This window comes from Flavobacterium limi (assembly GCF_010645075.1).
Lineage (GTDB): Bacteria > Bacteroidota > Bacteroidia > Flavobacteriales > Flavobacteriaceae > Flavobacterium > Flavobacterium limi.
Window position 1 is genome coordinate 17,983 of record NZ_JAADZV010000001.1, and the last position, 18,829, is coordinate 36,811.

12 protein-coding genes are annotated in these 18,829 nt (G+C 35.9%); 11 read left to right on the forward strand and 1 reads right to left on the reverse strand.

Features of this window, described 5'->3' with window-relative positions:
* Positions 1-70: 70 nt before the first annotated feature.
* The 3 genes from GXM16_RS00080 (at position 71) to fsa (ending at position 4,339) form a co-directional block, all read left to right on the forward strand.
* Entirely contained in the window at positions 71-1,213 is a 1,143-nt protein-coding gene (locus tag GXM16_RS00080) for a geranylgeranyl reductase family protein (protein WP_163391530.1), read from the forward strand.
* Between the two features lie 401 nt (positions 1,214-1,614).
* Positions 1,615-3,666 carry a transketolase family protein gene (locus GXM16_RS00085; RefSeq protein ID WP_163391532.1) on the forward strand — a complete coding sequence of 684 codons (2,052 nt, stop codon included), beginning with the start codon at positions 1,615-1,617 and terminating at the stop codon, positions 3,664-3,666.
* A 16-nt stretch (positions 3,667-3,682) separates the two neighbouring features.
* The gene (gene fsa / locus GXM16_RS00090) at positions 3,683-4,339 is read left to right on the forward strand and encodes a fructose-6-phosphate aldolase (protein WP_163391534.1); all 657 of its coding nucleotides are present in this window, start codon (positions 3,683-3,685) and stop codon (positions 4,337-4,339) included.
* Positions 4,340-4,461: 122 nt separating this feature from the next.
* Here fsa and GXM16_RS00095 read toward each other — a convergent pair whose 3' ends face one another.
* Positions 4,462-5,151, reverse strand: coding sequence for an NUDIX hydrolase (locus tag GXM16_RS00095; protein WP_163391536.1), 690 nt, complete (start codon positions 5,149-5,151; stop codon positions 4,462-4,464).
* A gap of 553 nt (positions 5,152-5,704) precedes the next feature.
* Here GXM16_RS00095 and GXM16_RS00100 point away from each other — a divergent pair.
* The 8 genes from GXM16_RS00100 to GXM16_RS00135 all read left to right on the forward strand — a co-directional run bounded on the left by GXM16_RS00100 (position 5,705) and on the right by GXM16_RS00135 (position 18,757).
* Complete coding sequence (locus GXM16_RS00100; RefSeq protein ID WP_163391538.1) at positions 5,705-8,776, forward strand: SusC/RagA family TonB-linked outer membrane protein; 3,072 nt, start codon at positions 5,705-5,707, stop codon at positions 8,774-8,776.
* Between the two features lie 34 nt (positions 8,777-8,810).
* Positions 8,811-10,337 carry a RagB/SusD family nutrient uptake outer membrane protein gene (locus GXM16_RS00105; protein ID WP_163391540.1) on the forward strand — a complete coding sequence of 509 codons (1,527 nt, stop codon included), beginning with the start codon at positions 8,811-8,813 and terminating at the stop codon, positions 10,335-10,337.
* 129 nt (positions 10,338-10,466) lie between these two features.
* Positions 10,467-11,468, forward strand: coding sequence for an arabinan endo-1,5-alpha-L-arabinosidase (locus GXM16_RS00110; protein ID WP_163391542.1), 1,002 nt, complete (start codon positions 10,467-10,469; stop codon positions 11,466-11,468).
* A gap of 54 nt (positions 11,469-11,522) precedes the next feature.
* Positions 11,523-13,070, forward strand: a complete 1,548-nt coding sequence (locus GXM16_RS00115; RefSeq protein ID WP_163391544.1) for an alpha-N-arabinofuranosidase — start codon at positions 11,523-11,525, stop codon at positions 13,068-13,070.
* A gap of 10 nt (positions 13,071-13,080) precedes the next feature.
* Complete coding sequence (locus tag GXM16_RS00120) at positions 13,081-14,700, forward strand: arabinan endo-1,5-alpha-L-arabinosidase (RefSeq protein ID WP_163391546.1); 1,620 nt, start codon at positions 13,081-13,083, stop codon at positions 14,698-14,700.
* An 86-nt stretch (positions 14,701-14,786) separates the two neighbouring features.
* Positions 14,787-15,731: a glycoside hydrolase family 43 protein gene (locus tag GXM16_RS00125; protein WP_163391548.1), complete on the forward strand. Its 945-nt coding sequence runs from the start codon at positions 14,787-14,789 to the stop codon at positions 15,729-15,731.
* Positions 15,732-15,775: 44 nt separating this feature from the next.
* On the forward strand, positions 15,776-16,759 hold the full coding sequence (locus GXM16_RS00130) for an arabinan endo-1,5-alpha-L-arabinosidase (RefSeq protein WP_167519847.1): 984 nt from the start codon (positions 15,776-15,778) through the stop codon (positions 16,757-16,759).
* Between the two features lie 12 nt (positions 16,760-16,771).
* The gene (locus tag GXM16_RS00135; protein ID WP_163391550.1) at positions 16,772-18,757 is read left to right on the forward strand and encodes a glycoside hydrolase family 127 protein; all 1,986 of its coding nucleotides are present in this window, start codon (positions 16,772-16,774) and stop codon (positions 18,755-18,757) included.
* Positions 18,758-18,829: the final 72 nt, after the last annotated feature.

Sequence of the window (18,829 nt, forward strand, 5' to 3'; positions counted from 1 at the left end):
AGCCGGAATCAGAACTCCATCAGAATTTTGTTTTTTACCATCGATTCCTTTAGTTTTGGAAAAAAAAACAATGAAAGTATTTGATGTAGCCATCATAGGAAGCGGTCCGGCCGGAGCTTCTGCAGCTTTTGAATTATCGAAAAGCGGAATTACGACTGTTATAATTGAGAAAGAAATTCTGCCGAGATATAAAACATGTGGCGGTGGCCTGGTGCACAGAGGGAGAAACAATATTCCTTTTGATGTTGCATCAGTTGTTGAAAAAGAATTCTACGAAGTCGATACTTATTTTTCAAATACAAATATCAAACTCACGACAAAAAGAGACAAGCCCATCATCAGCATGATTATGCGTGATGCTTTTGATAATCTCATTGTAGAAAAAGCAAAAGAAAATGGTGTTACTCTTTTGCAAAACCATAAGGTTAACAGTATAACTTTCGGAGAAACTCAGACAATCCATACTTCTGAGGGCGATATACAGGCAAAATTTATTATTGCCGGAGATGGCGCCTTAAGTCCAATAGCTAAAATGGCAGGTTGGCAGGAAACCCGGACTGTTATCCCGGCTTTAGAATACGAGCTGGAAGTTCCTTCGGATGATTTTGAAAGATTATCAAAAAATGTCCGTTTTGATGTCGATGCTATCCCTTCTGGCTATGGCTGGTGCTTTCCTAAAAAAAATCATTTATCTGTAGGGGTTTGCATTTTGGTAAAAGCGAATCAGAAGATTGATTTGAAAAAATATTACGCAGCCTATTTAAAAACGTTGGGAATTACAGATATTGTAAAAGAAGATGCCCACGGATTTGTCATTCCGGTTTCTCCAAGAACGGATACTTTCGTTCGAAAAAATGTTTTTTTAATTGGCGACTCAGCAGGATTTGCAGACCCTGTGTTGGCTGAAGGAATTTCAAACGCCATATTAAGCGGAATTTTAGCAGCACAATCCATTATAGAAGGGAAACTTGATCCTGTAAGGTCTTCAGAACTGTACCATGAAAAATTAGAAAACAGTATTCTACCAGAAGTAAAAGCCGGAATCACTTTGGCCAAAATTTTCTATAGCAAAAAAATATTGCGCAATTTTGTTGCCAAAAATTATGGTTCTGTTCTATCCAATGCCATGACAGACATTTTTATGGGAGCCAGAACCTATCCTAAAGATTATAAAAAGAAGATACGGGAAAAAATTAAAGGGGCTATTTTTTAATTTAAAATGGTTAATACCATACGAAAAGGTCGAATTCTAAACGTATAGAATTGGACTTTTTTTAGTTAAGACAGTTCTTAAAAAAGAATGTTTTTTATTCACAAAACTTCATATAAAAACCCAGGATTTAGGCTAAGCCGTTTTGCTGTTCTGTTGCTTAAATAATACAGCATTTATTTTATGTTTGATAAATCCTCAAAAAATTAGTAAAAAAAATAAACAAAATATTTTTTGTTTATATGAAATTATTTTACATACATTTGTAAATGTAAATTTTACACTTATTATTTGATTTGTTTCTGCTTCTCATTTTTAGAATTATTTCTACTTAAAATCCTGCATTTACAAATTGAAAATTCTACTTAAAAACCACAAAAAACTTTATTAAAAACAACCTTAAAATGAACAACAGAATAGACCAGCTTGCAGCAGATAATATACGTGCTTTAGCGATTTCGATGGTTGAGAAAGCAAATTCAGGCCATCCGGGAGGAGCTATGGGAGGTGCAGATTTTCTTCACATTTTATATACCGAATATTTAAAATACGATCCATCCGATATGCAATGGATTTTCAGGGACCGTTTTTTTATGGATGCAGGACATCTTTCGGCTTTGATGTATGCGCAGTATCATTTGCTGGGGAATTATGAAAAAACAGATTTAGAAAATTTCAGACAATGGGGTTCTGTTACGCCGGGACATCCTGAGATTGATGTGAAACGAGGAATTGAAAATACTTCAGGACCATTGGGTCAGGGACATGTTATGGGAATTGGAGCAGCCATTGCAGCCAAATTTCTATCAGCACGATTTGATAATTTATTCGATCATAAAATCTACGGATTCATAACTGACGGAGGTGTTCAGGAAGAAATTTCTCAGGGAGCAGGCCGTATCGCAGGGCATTTGGGACTGAACAATTTTATTATGTTCTATGATTCGAATGATGTACAGCTTTCTTCCATGACTGATGAGGTTACTACCGAAGATACTGCAATGAAATACGAATCATGGGGCTGGAAGGTAACTACTATTGACGGTCATGATCATGAACAAATTCGTAAAGCTCTGACGGATGCCAATAACGAAACTGAAAAACCAACCCTGATTATTGGAAGAACCATAATGGGTAAAGGTTGTGTAACTGCTGATGGTGCCATGTATGAAGGTCAGTGTGAACTGCACGGAAAGCCTATTGGAGGAACAAAAGCATGTTTTAAATCAACATTGCTTAATCTGGGTGCAAATCCGGAAGATGCATTTGCGGTTTACGAAGAAGTTGCTGCACATTATGCTTCTGTTTTAAATAATAAAACAACAGAATCTACTGAAAGAAAATCAAAAATTGCAGCTTGGGAAGCTCAAAATCCTGCCTTAGCAAAAAAAATCCAGCAATTTTTCTCGGGCGATTTACCAAGCCTGGATTTTGGCAGTATCGCACAAAAAGCAAATGCGGCAACACGAGATGCTTCTGCAGCAGTTTTGGGTTATCTGGCCGAAAACGTTGAGAATATGATTGTGTCTTCTGCAGATTTATCGAATAGTGACAAGACGGATGGATTCCTGAAAAAATCATCGGTTTTGCAAAAAAATAATTTTAACGGAGGTTTTCTACAGGCAGGAGTTGCCGAATTGACAATGGCTGCAATCGCTAACGGAATTGCATTGCACGGAGGCGTAATTCCGGTGGTGGCTACCTTTTTTGTGTTTTCAGATTATATGAAACCCGCTATTCGTCTGGCGGCGATTCAGGAATTGCCTGTAAAATATGTCTGGACTCACGATTCTTTCCGCGTAGGTGAAGACGGACCAACGCACCAGCCAATTGAACAGGAAGCGCAAATTCGATTATTGGAAAAAATTAAAAACCATTCAGGAGATCAAAGTTTACTGGCTTTACGTCCGGCAGATGCTGTTGAAACCTCTGTTGCCTGGCAAATGGCATTAGAGAACAAAAAAACACCAACAGGTTTAATCCTTTCCAGACAGGATATCAAAGATCTTCCAACCAATGGGAATTCAAGATTTGAAGAAGCTGGTCAGGCTAAAAAAGGAGGATATTTGGTAAAATCTGTTCAAAATCCTGATATCACTTTAATCGCAAACGGATCTGAAGTGGCAACGTTAATTGATGCAGCTGCTGAACTTGAAAGCACAAAACAGATAAAAATAAATGTGGCATCGATAATTTCTGAAGGTCTCTTTAGATCACAATCAAAAGAATATCAGGAAAGTGTAATTCCGAATGGCGGATTGGTTTTTGGACTTACGGCAGGGCTTCCGGTTAATCTGGAAAATCTGGTTGGGAGTAACGGAAGAGTGTTTGGTCTGGATCATTTCGGGTATTCAGCTCCGGCTTCGGTTCTGGATCAGAAATTTGGATTTACCAGTAAAAATGCGGCAGAGGAAATCAGCAAATATTTAAAAGAAAACAATTTTTTAATTCACTAAAAAAACAAAAAAGAACATGAAATTTTTTATAGATACAGCCAACTTAAAAGATATTAAAGAAGCCAATGGTTTAGGAGTTTTAGATGGAGTTACTACAAACCCGTCATTAATGGCGAAAGAAGGAATTACAGGGGCACAAAACATTTTGGATCATTACATAAAAATCTGCGAACTGGTTGACGGCGATGTAAGTGCCGAAGTGATTTCAACAGATTTTGAAGGCATGATTGCTGAGGGAGAAAAACTGGCAGCACTGCATCCGCAGATTGTAGTAAAAATCCCGATGATAAAAGACGGTGTAAAAGCCATTAAATATTTTTCGAATAAAGGAATCAGAACCAATTGTACTTTGGTATTTTCATCTGGACAGGCATTACTGGCTGCAAAAGCCGGGGCGACTTATGTTTCGCCTTTCATTGGAAGACTGGATGATGTTTCAACTGATGGTATGAACCTGATTGAAGAAATCAGATTGATTTATGACAATTTTGGATTTGAAACCCAGATTCTTGCAGCTTCTGTTCGAAATGTAATGCATATTATTAATTGTGCAAAAATAGGATCAGATGTAATTACAGGTCCACTGAGTGCAATTGAAGGTTTATTGAAGCACCCGTTAACAGATATTGGTTTGGCTACTTTTTTGGCAGATTACCAAAAAGGAAATAGCTAAAAATAAAGAGAATTAGTTTAGTTTAATAGTAGTTTTATTTAATGAAAAACCCTGAAAACTTGTGACTTTCAGGGTTTTGTTTTTGGATGTAATTCCAGATTATATTTAATGCGTAATGCCTTTTATAAATTCAGTACAAAATCGTTAAGTAATTTTTCTTCATATTTTTCTTTGTTGAAAGTATATAAATAAGATCCTTTTCTGGAAGACTGCATGTCTTTTTCATCCAGTTTATTTAAAATTTCCAAAGAATTGATCTTACTGATAAAGTTACGTTTGTCGAGTTCCTTACTTAAAATTGCTTCATACAACTCTAATAATTGGCGCATGGTAAATTTTTCAGGAAGTAATTCAAAACCAATTGGTTTTATCGAAGTTCTGTAACGCAGCCTTCTGATGGCATGCTGAACCATTTCATTGTGGTCAAAAATAAGATTTGGAGCATCAGCAATACTAAACCATTCTGCATGATAGTTTTTAATCATTTCTTCATTATGGTTTTCAATATTAATTAAGGCATAGTATGAAACAGAAATAGTTCGGTCTACCGGGTCACGATCTATCTCACTATATGCATGCAGCTGCTCCATATAGATATCGTGTAACCCAGTATAGGTGTTCAAAATTCTAATGGCAGCATCATCTAGTATTTCATCGCGTTTTAAAAACCCTCCAATTAATGACCACTTTCCTCTCTCTGGTTCAAAATCTCTTTTAATCAAAAGAATTTTTAATCCCTGATGGTCAAATCCAAAAATGATGCAATCTACTGCTAATAAAACCTTATCCGCAGAGCTATAACTGTTTAGCATATTTTATATTTTATTTGGTAAATATAGAAACTTCCTAATACGTTTCATAATTTATTAATGTTGATTTTACACTTACTAAATTAATTAGGAAATTTTACTCATTTATATATTTTTTATTCTGTTTAAAAAGGTGTAAAAGTACAATTAAATCTTTTTTATACTAAAAAGGGAGTATTTTATTCCTCAAAAAATAGATTTTAAGTTAAAATTAACTTTTTTACTTACGTATTTTATTACAATAATCTTATTTCTATATTCTTTCTCACAATAAAAACACATTATCTATAACTTTTTCTTAACAACTGTTTTTTTGATTAAATAATTGGTTTTTAATCAAAAGTGTAGTTTTTACACAAATAAAACAATTAAAATCCCTCTTTTTTGAAAAAAACTACAAGTTTTAAATGTTGATTCAACACTTAAATTATGATATATATTTTTTTTATTCGTTTTTTTTATGAGATTAATTTGTTTTTGCGCTTTTTTTTTATTTAAATTTACAAATGTAAAATTAACACTTATAATAATAACTAACTAACTTAAAAAAACCAGTATGATAACAAACCAAAAATTATCTTTTTATTGGAATTTCGTGTTACCAAAAAAAGAATGCCTCATAGCATTATTTATGCTAGTGTTTTCTGTTAATCTTATGTCGGCTCAGGGCAAAGAGATTAGCGGAATTGTTACTTCAGCTCAGGACAAGTTGCCTTTGCCTGGAGTGAACATTGTAGTTAAAGGAACCAAAACATCAACCACAACCGGATTTGATGGACAGTATTCGATTAAGGCATCCCCAAATGATGTATTAGTTTTTTCATTTATAGGATATCGAAATCAGGAAGTAACTATAGGAAATCAATCAAAAGTTGATATTGCTTTAGGAGAAGATAACAATAGGCTTAATGAAGTAGTAGTAATTGGATATGGTACACAAAAGAAAGCTGATTTAACAGGATCAGTAAGTGTTGTAAATGTGGCTGATGCCAAAAAAACAATAACTTATGATGTGGCAAAAATGCTACAAGGTCAAGCTGCTGGGGTAACAGTACAATCATCTGGAGAACCTGGGGGATTTGTAAATATAAAAATTAGAGGTATCTCTTCATTTAACAACACTAACCCTTTGTTTGTTGTTGACGGTATGATGGTGGACAGCCCTTTTGATTTCTCTACAGGAGAAATAGAGTCTATGCAAGTATTAAAAGATGCATCTTCTGCAGCTATCTACGGGGTTCGTGGTGCAAATGGAGTTATTATCATTACTACTAAGAAAGGGAAAGCCGGACAAGTTAGTATTGGCTATAAGAACTTATTTGGAGTGCAAAATGTAGCAAGAAAATGGGATGTAACAAATAGAGAACAATATCAAAAAATTGTTACAGCAGCCGAACAAAATTACATGGATACTACTGGTATTATGATTGGAATTGCACCTGCAAATGATCCAACAAATCCAGGTTATATTAATAATGTAGATACAGACTGGCAGGATGCAGCCTTTAAAACCGGTACTATACAAAACCATTCCTTAACTATAAATGGTGGTGCAGAATCTCTTTCCTACAATGTTAATATTGATTATTTTAAAAACACTGGTTATGTTGAATCTCCACAAGATTATGAGAGATATACAACTACTTTGAATTTTAATGGAAAAAAAGGGAAATTCAAATATGGCGGAAAATTAGGTTACACTAAATCTGACAAAGAAAATTTTACTGAAAATCTTAATTCAGTTATAGGTTCGTTGGCTACTGCAATCCCAACTATGCCTGTGTATGACAGCAATAGATTAGGAGGTTATGGTGGTACTACTAACTCTGGCCAAAGAGCCATTTCTTTAAATGTTATTGGATACAATAATGTAATGGATAATACCACAGAAAGAAATCGTTTTATTGGTGATATTTGGGGAGAATATGAATTCATTGATGGCTTAAAATTTAAAACAGATGTTAGTTTTGATAGAACAGACTGGCACAATCACATTTACAATCCGCCAAGTGATTTAGGATGGCGTTATATAGTAAACCCTGAAAACGCAACATTAAATATTGAATTAGGGAATACTACCAGAACCTTTTTTAACAATTTCCTTACTTACGAAAAAACAATTAACAAACATAAATTTGATGTTTTAGCAGGCTGGATTCAGGAAAAAAATGATTTCTACAAAAATTGGTCAAGAGGGACAGGATATGAAACAGGAGAAATAAGCCAGATTCAAAATGCAACTACAATAGTGGGTGGAGAATGGGCAAGTACAATTACCACTCTTTCTTACATAACCAGATTAAACTATAGTTATGCTGATAAATATTTGATTCAGGGGAATTTCAGACAAGATAAAACTTCATTATTTGCTCCTGAAAATAATACAGGAAATTTCTATTCATTCTCCGGAGCCTGGAAATTAAGCAATGAAAAATTTATTGCTGCTATTTTGCCTACATGGGTAGATATGATTAAAATTAGAGGTGGTTATGGGGAATTAGGAAACAATGCAGTTGGTGCCTATGCGTATTCTCCAACGGTTAACGCATTTGTCCCTTATACCTGGGGAGGAGCATTTACCGGAGTACCAGCTTCAGGAACGATAGTTACAGATATCAAAGACCAAAACATTCACTGGGAAAAAACAGCATCAACCAATATTGCTGCGGAATTCGGTTTACTAAATAATAAACTGCAATTGTCAGGAGAATATTTTGTTAGAAAATCAACAGATTTACTTTTTAGTGTGCCACTTCCGGCCACATCAGGTTCAGCCGGATCTATTATGACTAATGCAGGAGATGTTGAAAACAAAGGTTTTGAATTTACAATTGGCTACACAAACAATGATAATGCATTTAAATACGGTATTTCTGCAAATTTTGGAACTCTGAAAAACAAGGTAACTAAAATAGGAAATGACAATGCTCCTATAACATTAGGACCTTCAAGAACTGAAGTAGGTCGCTCAATAGCTGAATTATACGCTTGGGAAACAGAAGGTATTTTTCAGACTCAGGCAGAGATTGATGCTGCACCAACTCAATCAATTTCTACCAGACCAGGAGATATAAAATTTAAAGATCAAAATGGTGATGGCATAATTGATGACAAAGACAGAACATTTCAAGGTCAGGCAATTCCAAAATATTCGTATGGTATTAATCTAAATTTCGAATACAAAAACTGGGAATTATCAATGCTTTGGCAAGGTGCAGGCGGAAATAAAGTATTTAATGCAGTGTATCGCGATCTGATGGCTGGGCAATATGGCAATAGCAGCACAGACATATTGAATTACTGGACACCAACTAATACAAATACAGATATTCCAAGACCAGTAATTAATGATCCAAATGCAAACACAAGAGATTCTAACCGTTTTATAGAAGATGGGGATTATATCAAATTACAAAATTTCCAGATTGGATATAACATACCATTAGGTAATAAAAAATTCATTCAAAAAGCCAAAATATTCGCAAATGGACAAAATCTATGGACAATAACCAACTATAAAGGTTATGATCCGGATTTTATAAATGACGGATTACTTACACGTGGGTATGACAGAGGTTCGTTCCCGAATCCTAGAACTCTTTCTATGGGATTACAAGTTGATTTTTAAGTTAATGTATTTAATAAAATTAAAAGCTAATAAAATGAAATATAAAGCAATAAAATATATAACAATGATCACATTAGCCATAACTACTTTTAGTTGTGTGAGTGATGACGATCTTGTGCAAGCTGACCCAAACGTTGCCACTGAAGAAAGTTTTTGGAAAACTGATGAAGATGCTATAAAAGGACTCAATGCAGCATATGTACCATTATCATGGTTCGGAATGTACGCAAGAAACACAAACTTAATGCTTGATGGTCGTGGTGATGATGTCAGAACCGTAAGTCGTTGGGATCTAATGGGTAATATTGGTGTCTTTAATGTATCACCTTTAGCAGGAGACATTACGAATTGGGCTTTTATTGATTGTTATAAAGGTGTGTCTTTTACAAATCAGGTATTGAAAAATGTACCTGCTATTGACATGAAAGATCAGGCTCTAAAAAACAGAATTTTGGGTCAAGCCTATTTTTTGAGAGGCCTGTATTTATTTCATGCAGTAAATATGTATAAAAATGTGCCAGTCCCTATCGATGTTAATCCGTTTCAGGCACAAAAACCACAAGCAGAAGGCTGGGCACAAGTTATAGCTGATTTTAAAGCTGCCGTAGATTTATTACCTCTGGATTATAACACATCAAACACGTTAGACGCAGGACAATTAGGCAGAGCTACTAAAGGAGCAGCTATGGCATATTTAGGTAAAGCTTATTTATTTAATAAAGATTTTGAAAATGCAAAAAACATGTTCAAGTTAGTTATTGATTCTGAAAAATATAGACTGATGCCAAATTATGCTGATAATTTCAGTATAGCAGGAGAAAACAATGCGGAATCTATTTTTGAAGTTCAATTTAATCAAAGTGCAAGTTTAATATCTGGATACAGGATAACAACAGGAAGAGCTGCAACTTATGGTCCCCCGGATTTTGGTTTCACTGATATTCAGCCTACCTTTACTTTGCTAAATGAATTTAGAGAAGAAAAAACAGTTAGCAACCAAGATGATCCACGTTTAGATGCTACGATATTCTACAATCGCCCAGGCATGAAAATATATGGACAAGATTTTGCCACACATTATGCTAATACTCCCTATTTAAATGATATATTTTGTAAAAAGTATCAGAATACAGATACTAAAACAACAGATACAGACTTTATAAGCGAAATTAATGAACGCTTAATGCGTTATTCGGATGTATTGCTTATGTATGCAGAATGTCTGAATGAAACAGGTGATACACAAGGCGCGTATACTTATATTCAAAAAGTAAGAGACCGCGTTAATTTACCAAATTTAGCAACTGTTAAACCAAATATGACTAAGGAGCAGATGAGAGAGCAAATAGGTCACGAACGTTTCTTAGAATTTGCTCTTGAAGGACACCGTTTTGATGATATTCGTCGTTGGGGATGGCTTGAAGATGAAACCAAATTAGATTGGTTAGAATCGAGAGATACAGAATTTAAAGGCTATAAACCAGGTAGAGAATATTTCCCAATTCCTCAGGCAGAAATGGATACCAACAAATTCCCAATTACACAGAATGACAGTTATTAATATTTATTGAATTAGTTAGATTGCATAGTATCATATGGCGGCTTAAAATTGCTATGTGATATTATGTTTTTTAAAAGGAATAGAATACCGAAGTAAAAAATTTATACAGTAACTAAAATTATTATAACAATGAAAGCAATTACAAGTTTGATTTTATTAGCAATATTATTAGGAAGTTGTCAAAACGAAGATGTTCTTTCTCCAAATGAAGAAACAAATGCTGTAACTCAGGATTCTCAAAATACAAATTTAACCGCAAAAACAGTTGCCGGAAATGTTCCTTCACATGATCCGAGCACGATTGTAAAAAGCGGTGTTAACTATTATGTTTTTACTACAGGTGATAATATTCCAATGACATATTCCAGAGATTTAGTCAACTGGACATGGGGTACATCTGTATTTACTTCAACTCCAGGCTGGATAACAGGTTATGTACCCGGTTTTACCAAAACATTTTGGGCACCTGATGTTGCGTGGTTCAATAATAGATGGAACATGTACTATTCCTGTTCAACTTTTGGTTCTGAAAGATCGGCCATTGGTTTGGTAACTGCTCCGTCAATTTCTCAAAGTGCGGGAACAAAATGGACAGACAGGGGAGTTGTAGTTTCTTCTAATTCAGATTCAGATGTAAATGCAATTGATGCTTCTATTTTAGTTGATGGCAGCAATGTGTATATGGCTTATGGTTCCTGGCATGCCGGAATAGGAGTCGTACAGATTAATCCTTCAACAGGAAAACCAACCGGTACAAGAACAATTGTAGCTGGCGGAAACCATGCCTCATGGGAAGCTCCTTGTCTGGTTAAGGAAGGCAGTTACTATTACATGTTTGTAAACCGAGGAACCTGCTGCAATGGTGTAAACAGTACGTATTATATTGTAGTAGGCCGTTCGACAAGCCCTTTTGGTCCTTTTACGGATAAAAATGGAGTCTCCCTAAAAAGCGGAGGCGGAACTACCGTTTTAGCTTCACAGGGAAATTACATAGGGCCAGGACATTTATCCAGAATTACAGGAACCCAGAAAGGAGCTGTTCATTATTATAACAAAGCCGATAACGGAAATCCAAAAATGGAAATTGTTTATTTTAACTGGTCAGGAGGATGGCCAACTCTTACATACTAAAATTAATATTTAGAGGAAAATTTCACTAATTTTCCTCTTTATAACTTATCTACCATGAAAAAAACTTTTTTAATTCTATTTGTTTTTACATTTTGTAATCAAATCACTTTCGCTCAAAAAGAAACTACAATTGTCACATTAAAAAATGATGACAAAGCTCCGGTTATCAACAAAAACATTTACGGGCATTTTGCAGAACATTTAGGCCGCTGTATTTACGGAGGTTTTTTTGTTGGCGATACTTCAAAAATACCAAATACCAAAGGCGTTAGAAATGATATTATTGCGGCTTTAAAAGATTTAAAAATTCCAAATTTAAGATGGCCTGGTGGTTGTTTTGCCGATACATATCACTGGAAGGATGGAATTGGACCTCAGGAACAAAGACCAACTATTGTAAACAAATGGTGGGGCGGAGTTACAGAGGATAATAGTTTTGGAACACATGATTTTTTGAATATGTGTGAGCTTCTTGAAACAGAACCTTATTTATCAGGAAACGTGGGAAGCGGTACCGTTCAGGAATTAGCTGACTGGGTTCAGTACACCAACTTTAGCGGTAAAAGTCCGATGAGTGATTTGCGTAAAAAGAATGGAAGAACAGAACCATGGAAAGTTAAATTCTGGGGAATAGGTAATGAAGCGTGGGGCTGCGGAGGAAATATGACAGCTGAATATTATGCCGGAGAATACCGCAAGTTTGCTACGTTCATGTCAGATTGGGAGAATACCGGCGGAATCACGCGTATTGCATCAGGATCTAATAGCGGCGATTATAACTGGACAGAAGTTTTAATGAAAAACATTCCGCTTAATATGTTAGGAGGTATTGGAGTTCATCATTACGCTGTAATTAACTGGAATAAAAAAGGTGACGGAGTTGATTTTACCGAAGAGCAATATTTCAAAACAATGCAGTCTGCTCTAAAAATGGAAGAGCTCGTGACCAAACATGGTGCTATCATGGATAAGTACGATCCTGAGAAAAAAGTAGCCATGCTCGTTGACGAATGGGGTGGCTGGTATGAAGTAGAAAAAGGAACAAATCCTGGGTTTTTATACCAGCAGAATACCATGAGAGATGCTGTTTTAGCTGGTGCAACCCTTAATATTTTCAACAATCACGCTGACAGGGTTCGTATGGCAAATCTAGCACAATGTGTTAACGTTTTACAGGCAGTTATCTTAACTGATAAAGCTAAAATGATCACTACGCCTACTTATCATGTAATGAAAATCTATGCGGTTCATCAGGATGCAAAATTATTACCGGTAAGTTTTCAGTCGCCATTGTATACGGTTAATGGAGAAACACTTCCTGCAGTATCAGCTTCTGCTTCAAAAGATAAAAACGGAGCAATTCATATTTCTTTAGTGAACGTAGATGCAAAAAATAAAAATAAAATTGAGATTGATGTGAAAGACCTGGGTGTGAAAAACTTCACAGGAACAATAATTACATCAGCAAAATTACAGGATTACAATTCATTCGATACACCTAATAAAATTGTACCAACAGCTTTTAAAGGTTTCGAAAACAAAAAAGGAAAATTAGAAATCACAATTCCTCCTTTCTCAGTTGTTGTTTTAGAAGGAAAATAAAATACAAAACATGAAAAAATCAGATTCCATTTTAAAAATCGTTTCGTACATCGGACTTTTTTTATTTGCTGTTGTGGCAACAAGCTGCTCGAGCGATGATCCGGCAAAAGAGGAAACAGATCCGCCTGTAGTAGTACCACCGGTTGTTACGCCTCCTGCATTTCCGGGGCCAACGTATTCAGATAATTATATCTCTATTTCTTCATGGAATAGCAGGGCACAATGGAATTTAGCCAACGTTCACGATCCAACGGTTGAAAAATCTGGCGAGTACTATTATATGTATCAAACAGATGCATCTTATGGGAATGCTCACGACGGTCACGGACATTTTCCTTACAGACGTTCGAAAGATCTCGTAACATGGGAATATATGGGATCAGCAATGGCCACAATTCCTGCCTGGGTAAAAGACTCATTAAATAATAAAAGAGCCAGAATGGTTCCTGCTTTACCTGCAATTGAAAATCCACGATATGGTTATTGGGCTCCTTATGTGAAAAAAGTAGGCAATAAATATAGGATGTATTATAGTATTGTTGTGGACGAGCCCATTACCGGAACCAGTTTTGAAACTTCATGGTCAGAAAGAGCTTTTATCGGATTGGCTGAATCTGATGATTTGGCAACGAATGTCTGGGTAGATAAAGGAATGGTAGTATGTTCTGAACCTGATGGCGTAAAGCCGTATTCTTTTACAGGAGCCAGAAATTGGGAAAATGCTTATTTCAAATTCAATGCGATCGACCCAACTTTTATACAGACACCTGAAGGCGATCAATACCTGATTTACGGTTCCTGGCATTCCGGAATTGCATCACTAAAACTGGATCCGTCTACAGGGAAACCGTATCAGTTAAAAACCTTAAGTGATTATGGAACCAGAATAGCTTCCCGCAGTCCTACAAGCCGTTGGCAAGGTTCTGAAGGTCCGGAAATTATTTATAATCCGGATACTCAGTATTATTATTTATTCCTTGCTTATGACGGGCTGGATGTTCCTTACAATACAAGAGTTTGCCGTTCTAAAAGTATTACAGGTCCATTCTTAGGAATCAATGGAGCTAATGTAACAAATGGTGCAGATTGCTGGCCAATGCTTACACATCCTTATGGATTTAATAATCATACCGGATGGGTTGGATTTGCTCATTGTTCTGTTTTTCAGAATCCCGATACCAAACAATGGTTTTATGCATCTCAGGCCCGTTTGCCTAAAGATGTACCAGGTATAAATGCCTCAAACGCACTTATGATGGGACATGTTCGTGCCATAAAATGGACAGAAGACGGATGGCCGGTAGTAGATCCTGAAAGATATGCAGCTGTACCGGAAACTACAATTACAGAAGCTTCTTTCATTGGAACTTGGGAACAAATCACCATGAATTACCAATATGCTACCATTCAAAAATCGGTAACAATTTACTTAACCGCTGACAAAAAAGTGAGCGGAGGAGCTACTGGCACATGGTCCTATGACAGTGCTGCTAAAACATTAACCGTAAATGGTATAAAATGTAAAGTTAGTGATGCCTGGGATTGGGAATCAGCGACCAGAAAAGTAACCATAAGTTATTCCGGACTAACTACTGCAGGAGTACCTGTTTGGGGTAAAAAAGTGAATTAAAAAATCAATTGCCCTTTCTAACCGGAAGGGCTTTTGCCAAAATATGCATTTGAATAATGGTACTAAAAAGAACCAATAAAATAATAATGAAAAGCATTTTTAGAAGCCTGTCAATTTTGTTTTTATCACTGTCTGCAAATGCCCAGTCGGTAAAAGCAAACAATCCAATTATAACAGATCAATATACAGGTGATCCGGCAGCATTGGTGTACAAAGACAAAGTGTATTTGTATGCCGGTCATGACGAAGCACCAAAAGATTTTAATTTCTATAAAATGAATGAATGGGTAGTGTATTCTTCTTCAGATATGAAAAAGTGGGAATCGCATCCGGTACCATTAAAAGTAACTGATTTTGCATGGGCAAGAGGAGATGCTTGGGCTTCGCAGGTTATCGAAAGAAACGGAAAGTTCTACTGGTATGTAACGGTTTCACACGGAACAATTGACGGAAAAGCAATTGGTATTGCCGTTTCAGATAGCCCAACCGGACCTTTTAAAGACGCATTAGGAAAAGCGTTGATTACAAATGATATGACTACACACACCAAAATAAACTGGGACGATATTGATCCGACAGTTTATATTGATGATGATGGCCAGGCGTATTTATTTTGGGGAAACACCGTTTGTCATTATGCCAAATTAAAAGAAAACATGACTGAAATAGACGGGCCAATCAAAAAAATCGATTTACCAAATTTCACCGAAGCACCTTGGATACACAAACATAAAAACTGGTATTATTTATCGTATGCGTATCAGTTTCCTGAGAAAATTGCTTATGCCATGAGCAAATCAATTAATGGTCCTTGGGAATTTAAAGGGATTTTAAATGAACTGGCAGGAAACAGCAATACGAACCATCAGTCGATAATTGATTTTAAAGGACAGTCGTTATTTATTTATCATAATGGTGCCTCGCAGCCGGACGGCGGAAGTTTCAGAAGATCAGTTTGTATTGATAAATTATTTTATAACAAAGATGGTACAATGAAACGAGTAGTTATGACATCAGAAGGCATTCAGTAATATTCTTTTTACTTCTTACATTTTACATTTCTTAAATAAAAAATATGAAATTTCATAATAACATAAAATTCACAATCCGTGCCTTTCTGATGCTCATGAATTTAGTTTCATTCGCACAGGATATTGTCGTTCACGATCCTGTAGTCATCAAACAAAAAGACACCTATTACCTATTTTGTACGGGTAAAGGAATCAGTGTTTTTAGTTCTAAAGATTTAAAAAAATGGAATCCCGAACCACAGGTTTTTACAGAAAAACAGGTTTGGGCAGATGGTGTTGCAGCCGATTTTAAAAACCATATCTGGGCGCCGGATATTTCATTCCATAACAATACCTATTATTTGTATTATTCAGTTTCGGCTTTCGCCAAAAATACTTCGGCGATTGGTGTGGCGACCAATACAACTTTAGATCCAAAAGATAAAAACTACAAATGGGTCGATCAGGGAATTGTAATTCAGTCACAGCCAAACCGAGATATGTGGAATGCCATTGACCCGAATTTAGTTTTTGACGAAAATAACACACCGTGGTTGTCATTTGGTTCTTTTTGGGAAGGCTTAAAACTCGTAAAATTAAATCCCGATTTAAAATCAATTGCTCAGCCTCAGGAATGGCACACAATTTCGAAACGTAAAAGAAGCTTTGAACTGGCAGATGCTGATCCGGGAGACGGTGCACTTGAAGCTCCTTTTATCTTTAAGAAAAATGGTTATTACTACCAATTCCTTTCCTGGGATTTATGCTGTCGTGGAGAAAAAAGCACTTATAAAGTGGTTGTCGGAAGATCGAAAAAAGTAACCGGACCTTATTTAGATAAAGAAGGAAAACAGCTCGATCAGGGTGGAGGAAGTTTAGTCGTTCAGGGCGATGAAAATTATTTTGGAGTGGGACATAACAGTGCTTATACGTTTGATGGTAAAGATTATATTTTTTACCATGCATACGAAAAGAAAACCAACGGAACGCCAAGATTAGTAGTCAGAGAAATGCAATGGGATAGCGACTTATGGCCTGTTTTAAAATAGAATACAATTAAGATGAAAAAATACAATGTACCAATTTTAACGATTTTCATGTCACTTCTGCTTTTGATTTCCTGTAAAGAAACCAAAAACAGCGTGGTGCAGTCAAGCGATAAAACTTCGGTTTTAAAAGCAGGTTACCAAATTGAGCCGGTTAATATTCAGAATGTAAAACTGAACGATTCTTTCTGGCTTCCTATTATTAAAAGAGTGCAGGAAATTACAATCGAATATGCGATTCAAAAGTGTAATGAAGAAGGGCGTTTTGAGAATTTCCTGATCGCAGGAAAACAAAAAACCGGAAAAGTAAGAGGCGAAATGCCTTTTGATGATACCGATGTTTATAAAATTATCGAAGGCGCTTCAAACACTTTAATTTCTGCTCCAAATCCGAAATTAGAACGTGTTTTGGATTCGCTCATTGCCATAGTAAAAATTGGTCAGGAAAAAGACGGATATTTAACCACCTGGAGAACCATAAATCCGGCAAAACCGCCAGCAACCTGGGTTCCGGTTATCGAAGGGAAACGTTGGGAATCCTTACAGATTAGCCACGAATGCTACAATGCAGGGCATTTAATTGAAGCGGCTGTGGTACATTATGAAGCGACCGGAAAAAGAAATTTCCTAGACATTGCCATAAAAAATGCTGATTTGCTGGTGAAAACTTTTGGCGATGGTCCGGGTCAGGTTAAAGGAGTTCCGGGACATCAGATTGTAGAAACGGGTTTAATTAAATTGTATCAGGTAACGAATAATGAAAGTTATTTAAAGCTTGCCAAATATTATTTAGACAATCGCGGAAATCCGGAAAATCATAAGTTATACGGAGAATATGCTCAGGATCATAAACCGGTAACTGAGCAAAATGAAGCCGTTGGTCACGCTGTTCGTGCAGTGTACATGTACGCAGGAATGACAGATATTGCTGCTATGACAAAAGATAAAGGATACACCGATGCCGTAAATAATTTATGGGATAATATGGTGAACAAAAAAATGTACATTACTGGCGGAATTGGTTCGCGTCACGATGGAGAAGCTTTTGGACCGAATTATGAATTACCAAATTTAACGGCATATAATGAAACCTGCGCTGCAATTGGAGATGTTTACTGGAACCACAGACTGCATAGTTTATATGGAAAATCACAGTATTTTGATGTGATCGAAAGAACGATGTACAACGGTTTGATTTCGGGAATTTCGCTTGACGGAAAACAATTTTTCTATCCGAATGCATTGGAATCTGATGGTGTTTATAAATCCAACAGAGGTTCGTGCACACGTCAGGCTTGGTTTGATTGTTCTTGTTGTCCGACGAATTTGATTCGTTTTGTGCCTTCAATTCCGGGATTGATTTACTCCAAAACAAATGATGTTTTGTATGTCAATTTATATGCTTCAAACAACGCCTCTTTCAAAGTTGGAAAAACCAATTTGCAGATTTCACAGCAAACCGGATATCCCTGGAACGGAAAAGTTTCAGTTTCAGTTAATCCGAAAAAAGAAAGCCAATTTACAATCAAACTTCGTGTTCCGGGCTGGGCGAGAAATGAAGTCTTACCAGGAGATTTATACAGTTATAAAAAAGCTTCGACTCAAAAACCAACCATTAGCTTAAATGGCGAAACATTAACAATTCAGCCGGAAAATGGGTATTTCACCATTAACAGAAGCTGGAAAAGAGGAGATAAAATCAGCCTTAATTTTCCAATGGAAGTTCAGGAAGTTGAAACCAATTCGAAAGTTGAAACCAATAAAAATAAAGTGTCTTTAGAATACGGACCAATCGTTTATGCGGTAGAAGAAATTGACAACAAAACCAATTTTGATAAAATAAATGTAGGCGCTTCAGATAGTTTCAGAGTAAAAAAAGAAACGAATTTGTTAAACGGAATAAATGTCATTGAAACGGATAAATTCAAAGCCATTCCGTATTACAGCTGGTCAAACCGTGGCGTAAATAAAATGAAAGTCTGGATTGATTTTAAAGACTGAATCTTAACATTAGAAAATAAATATTGAAAGTCTGAATTCCTCATAAATAAATTAAATTCAAATACAGTATAA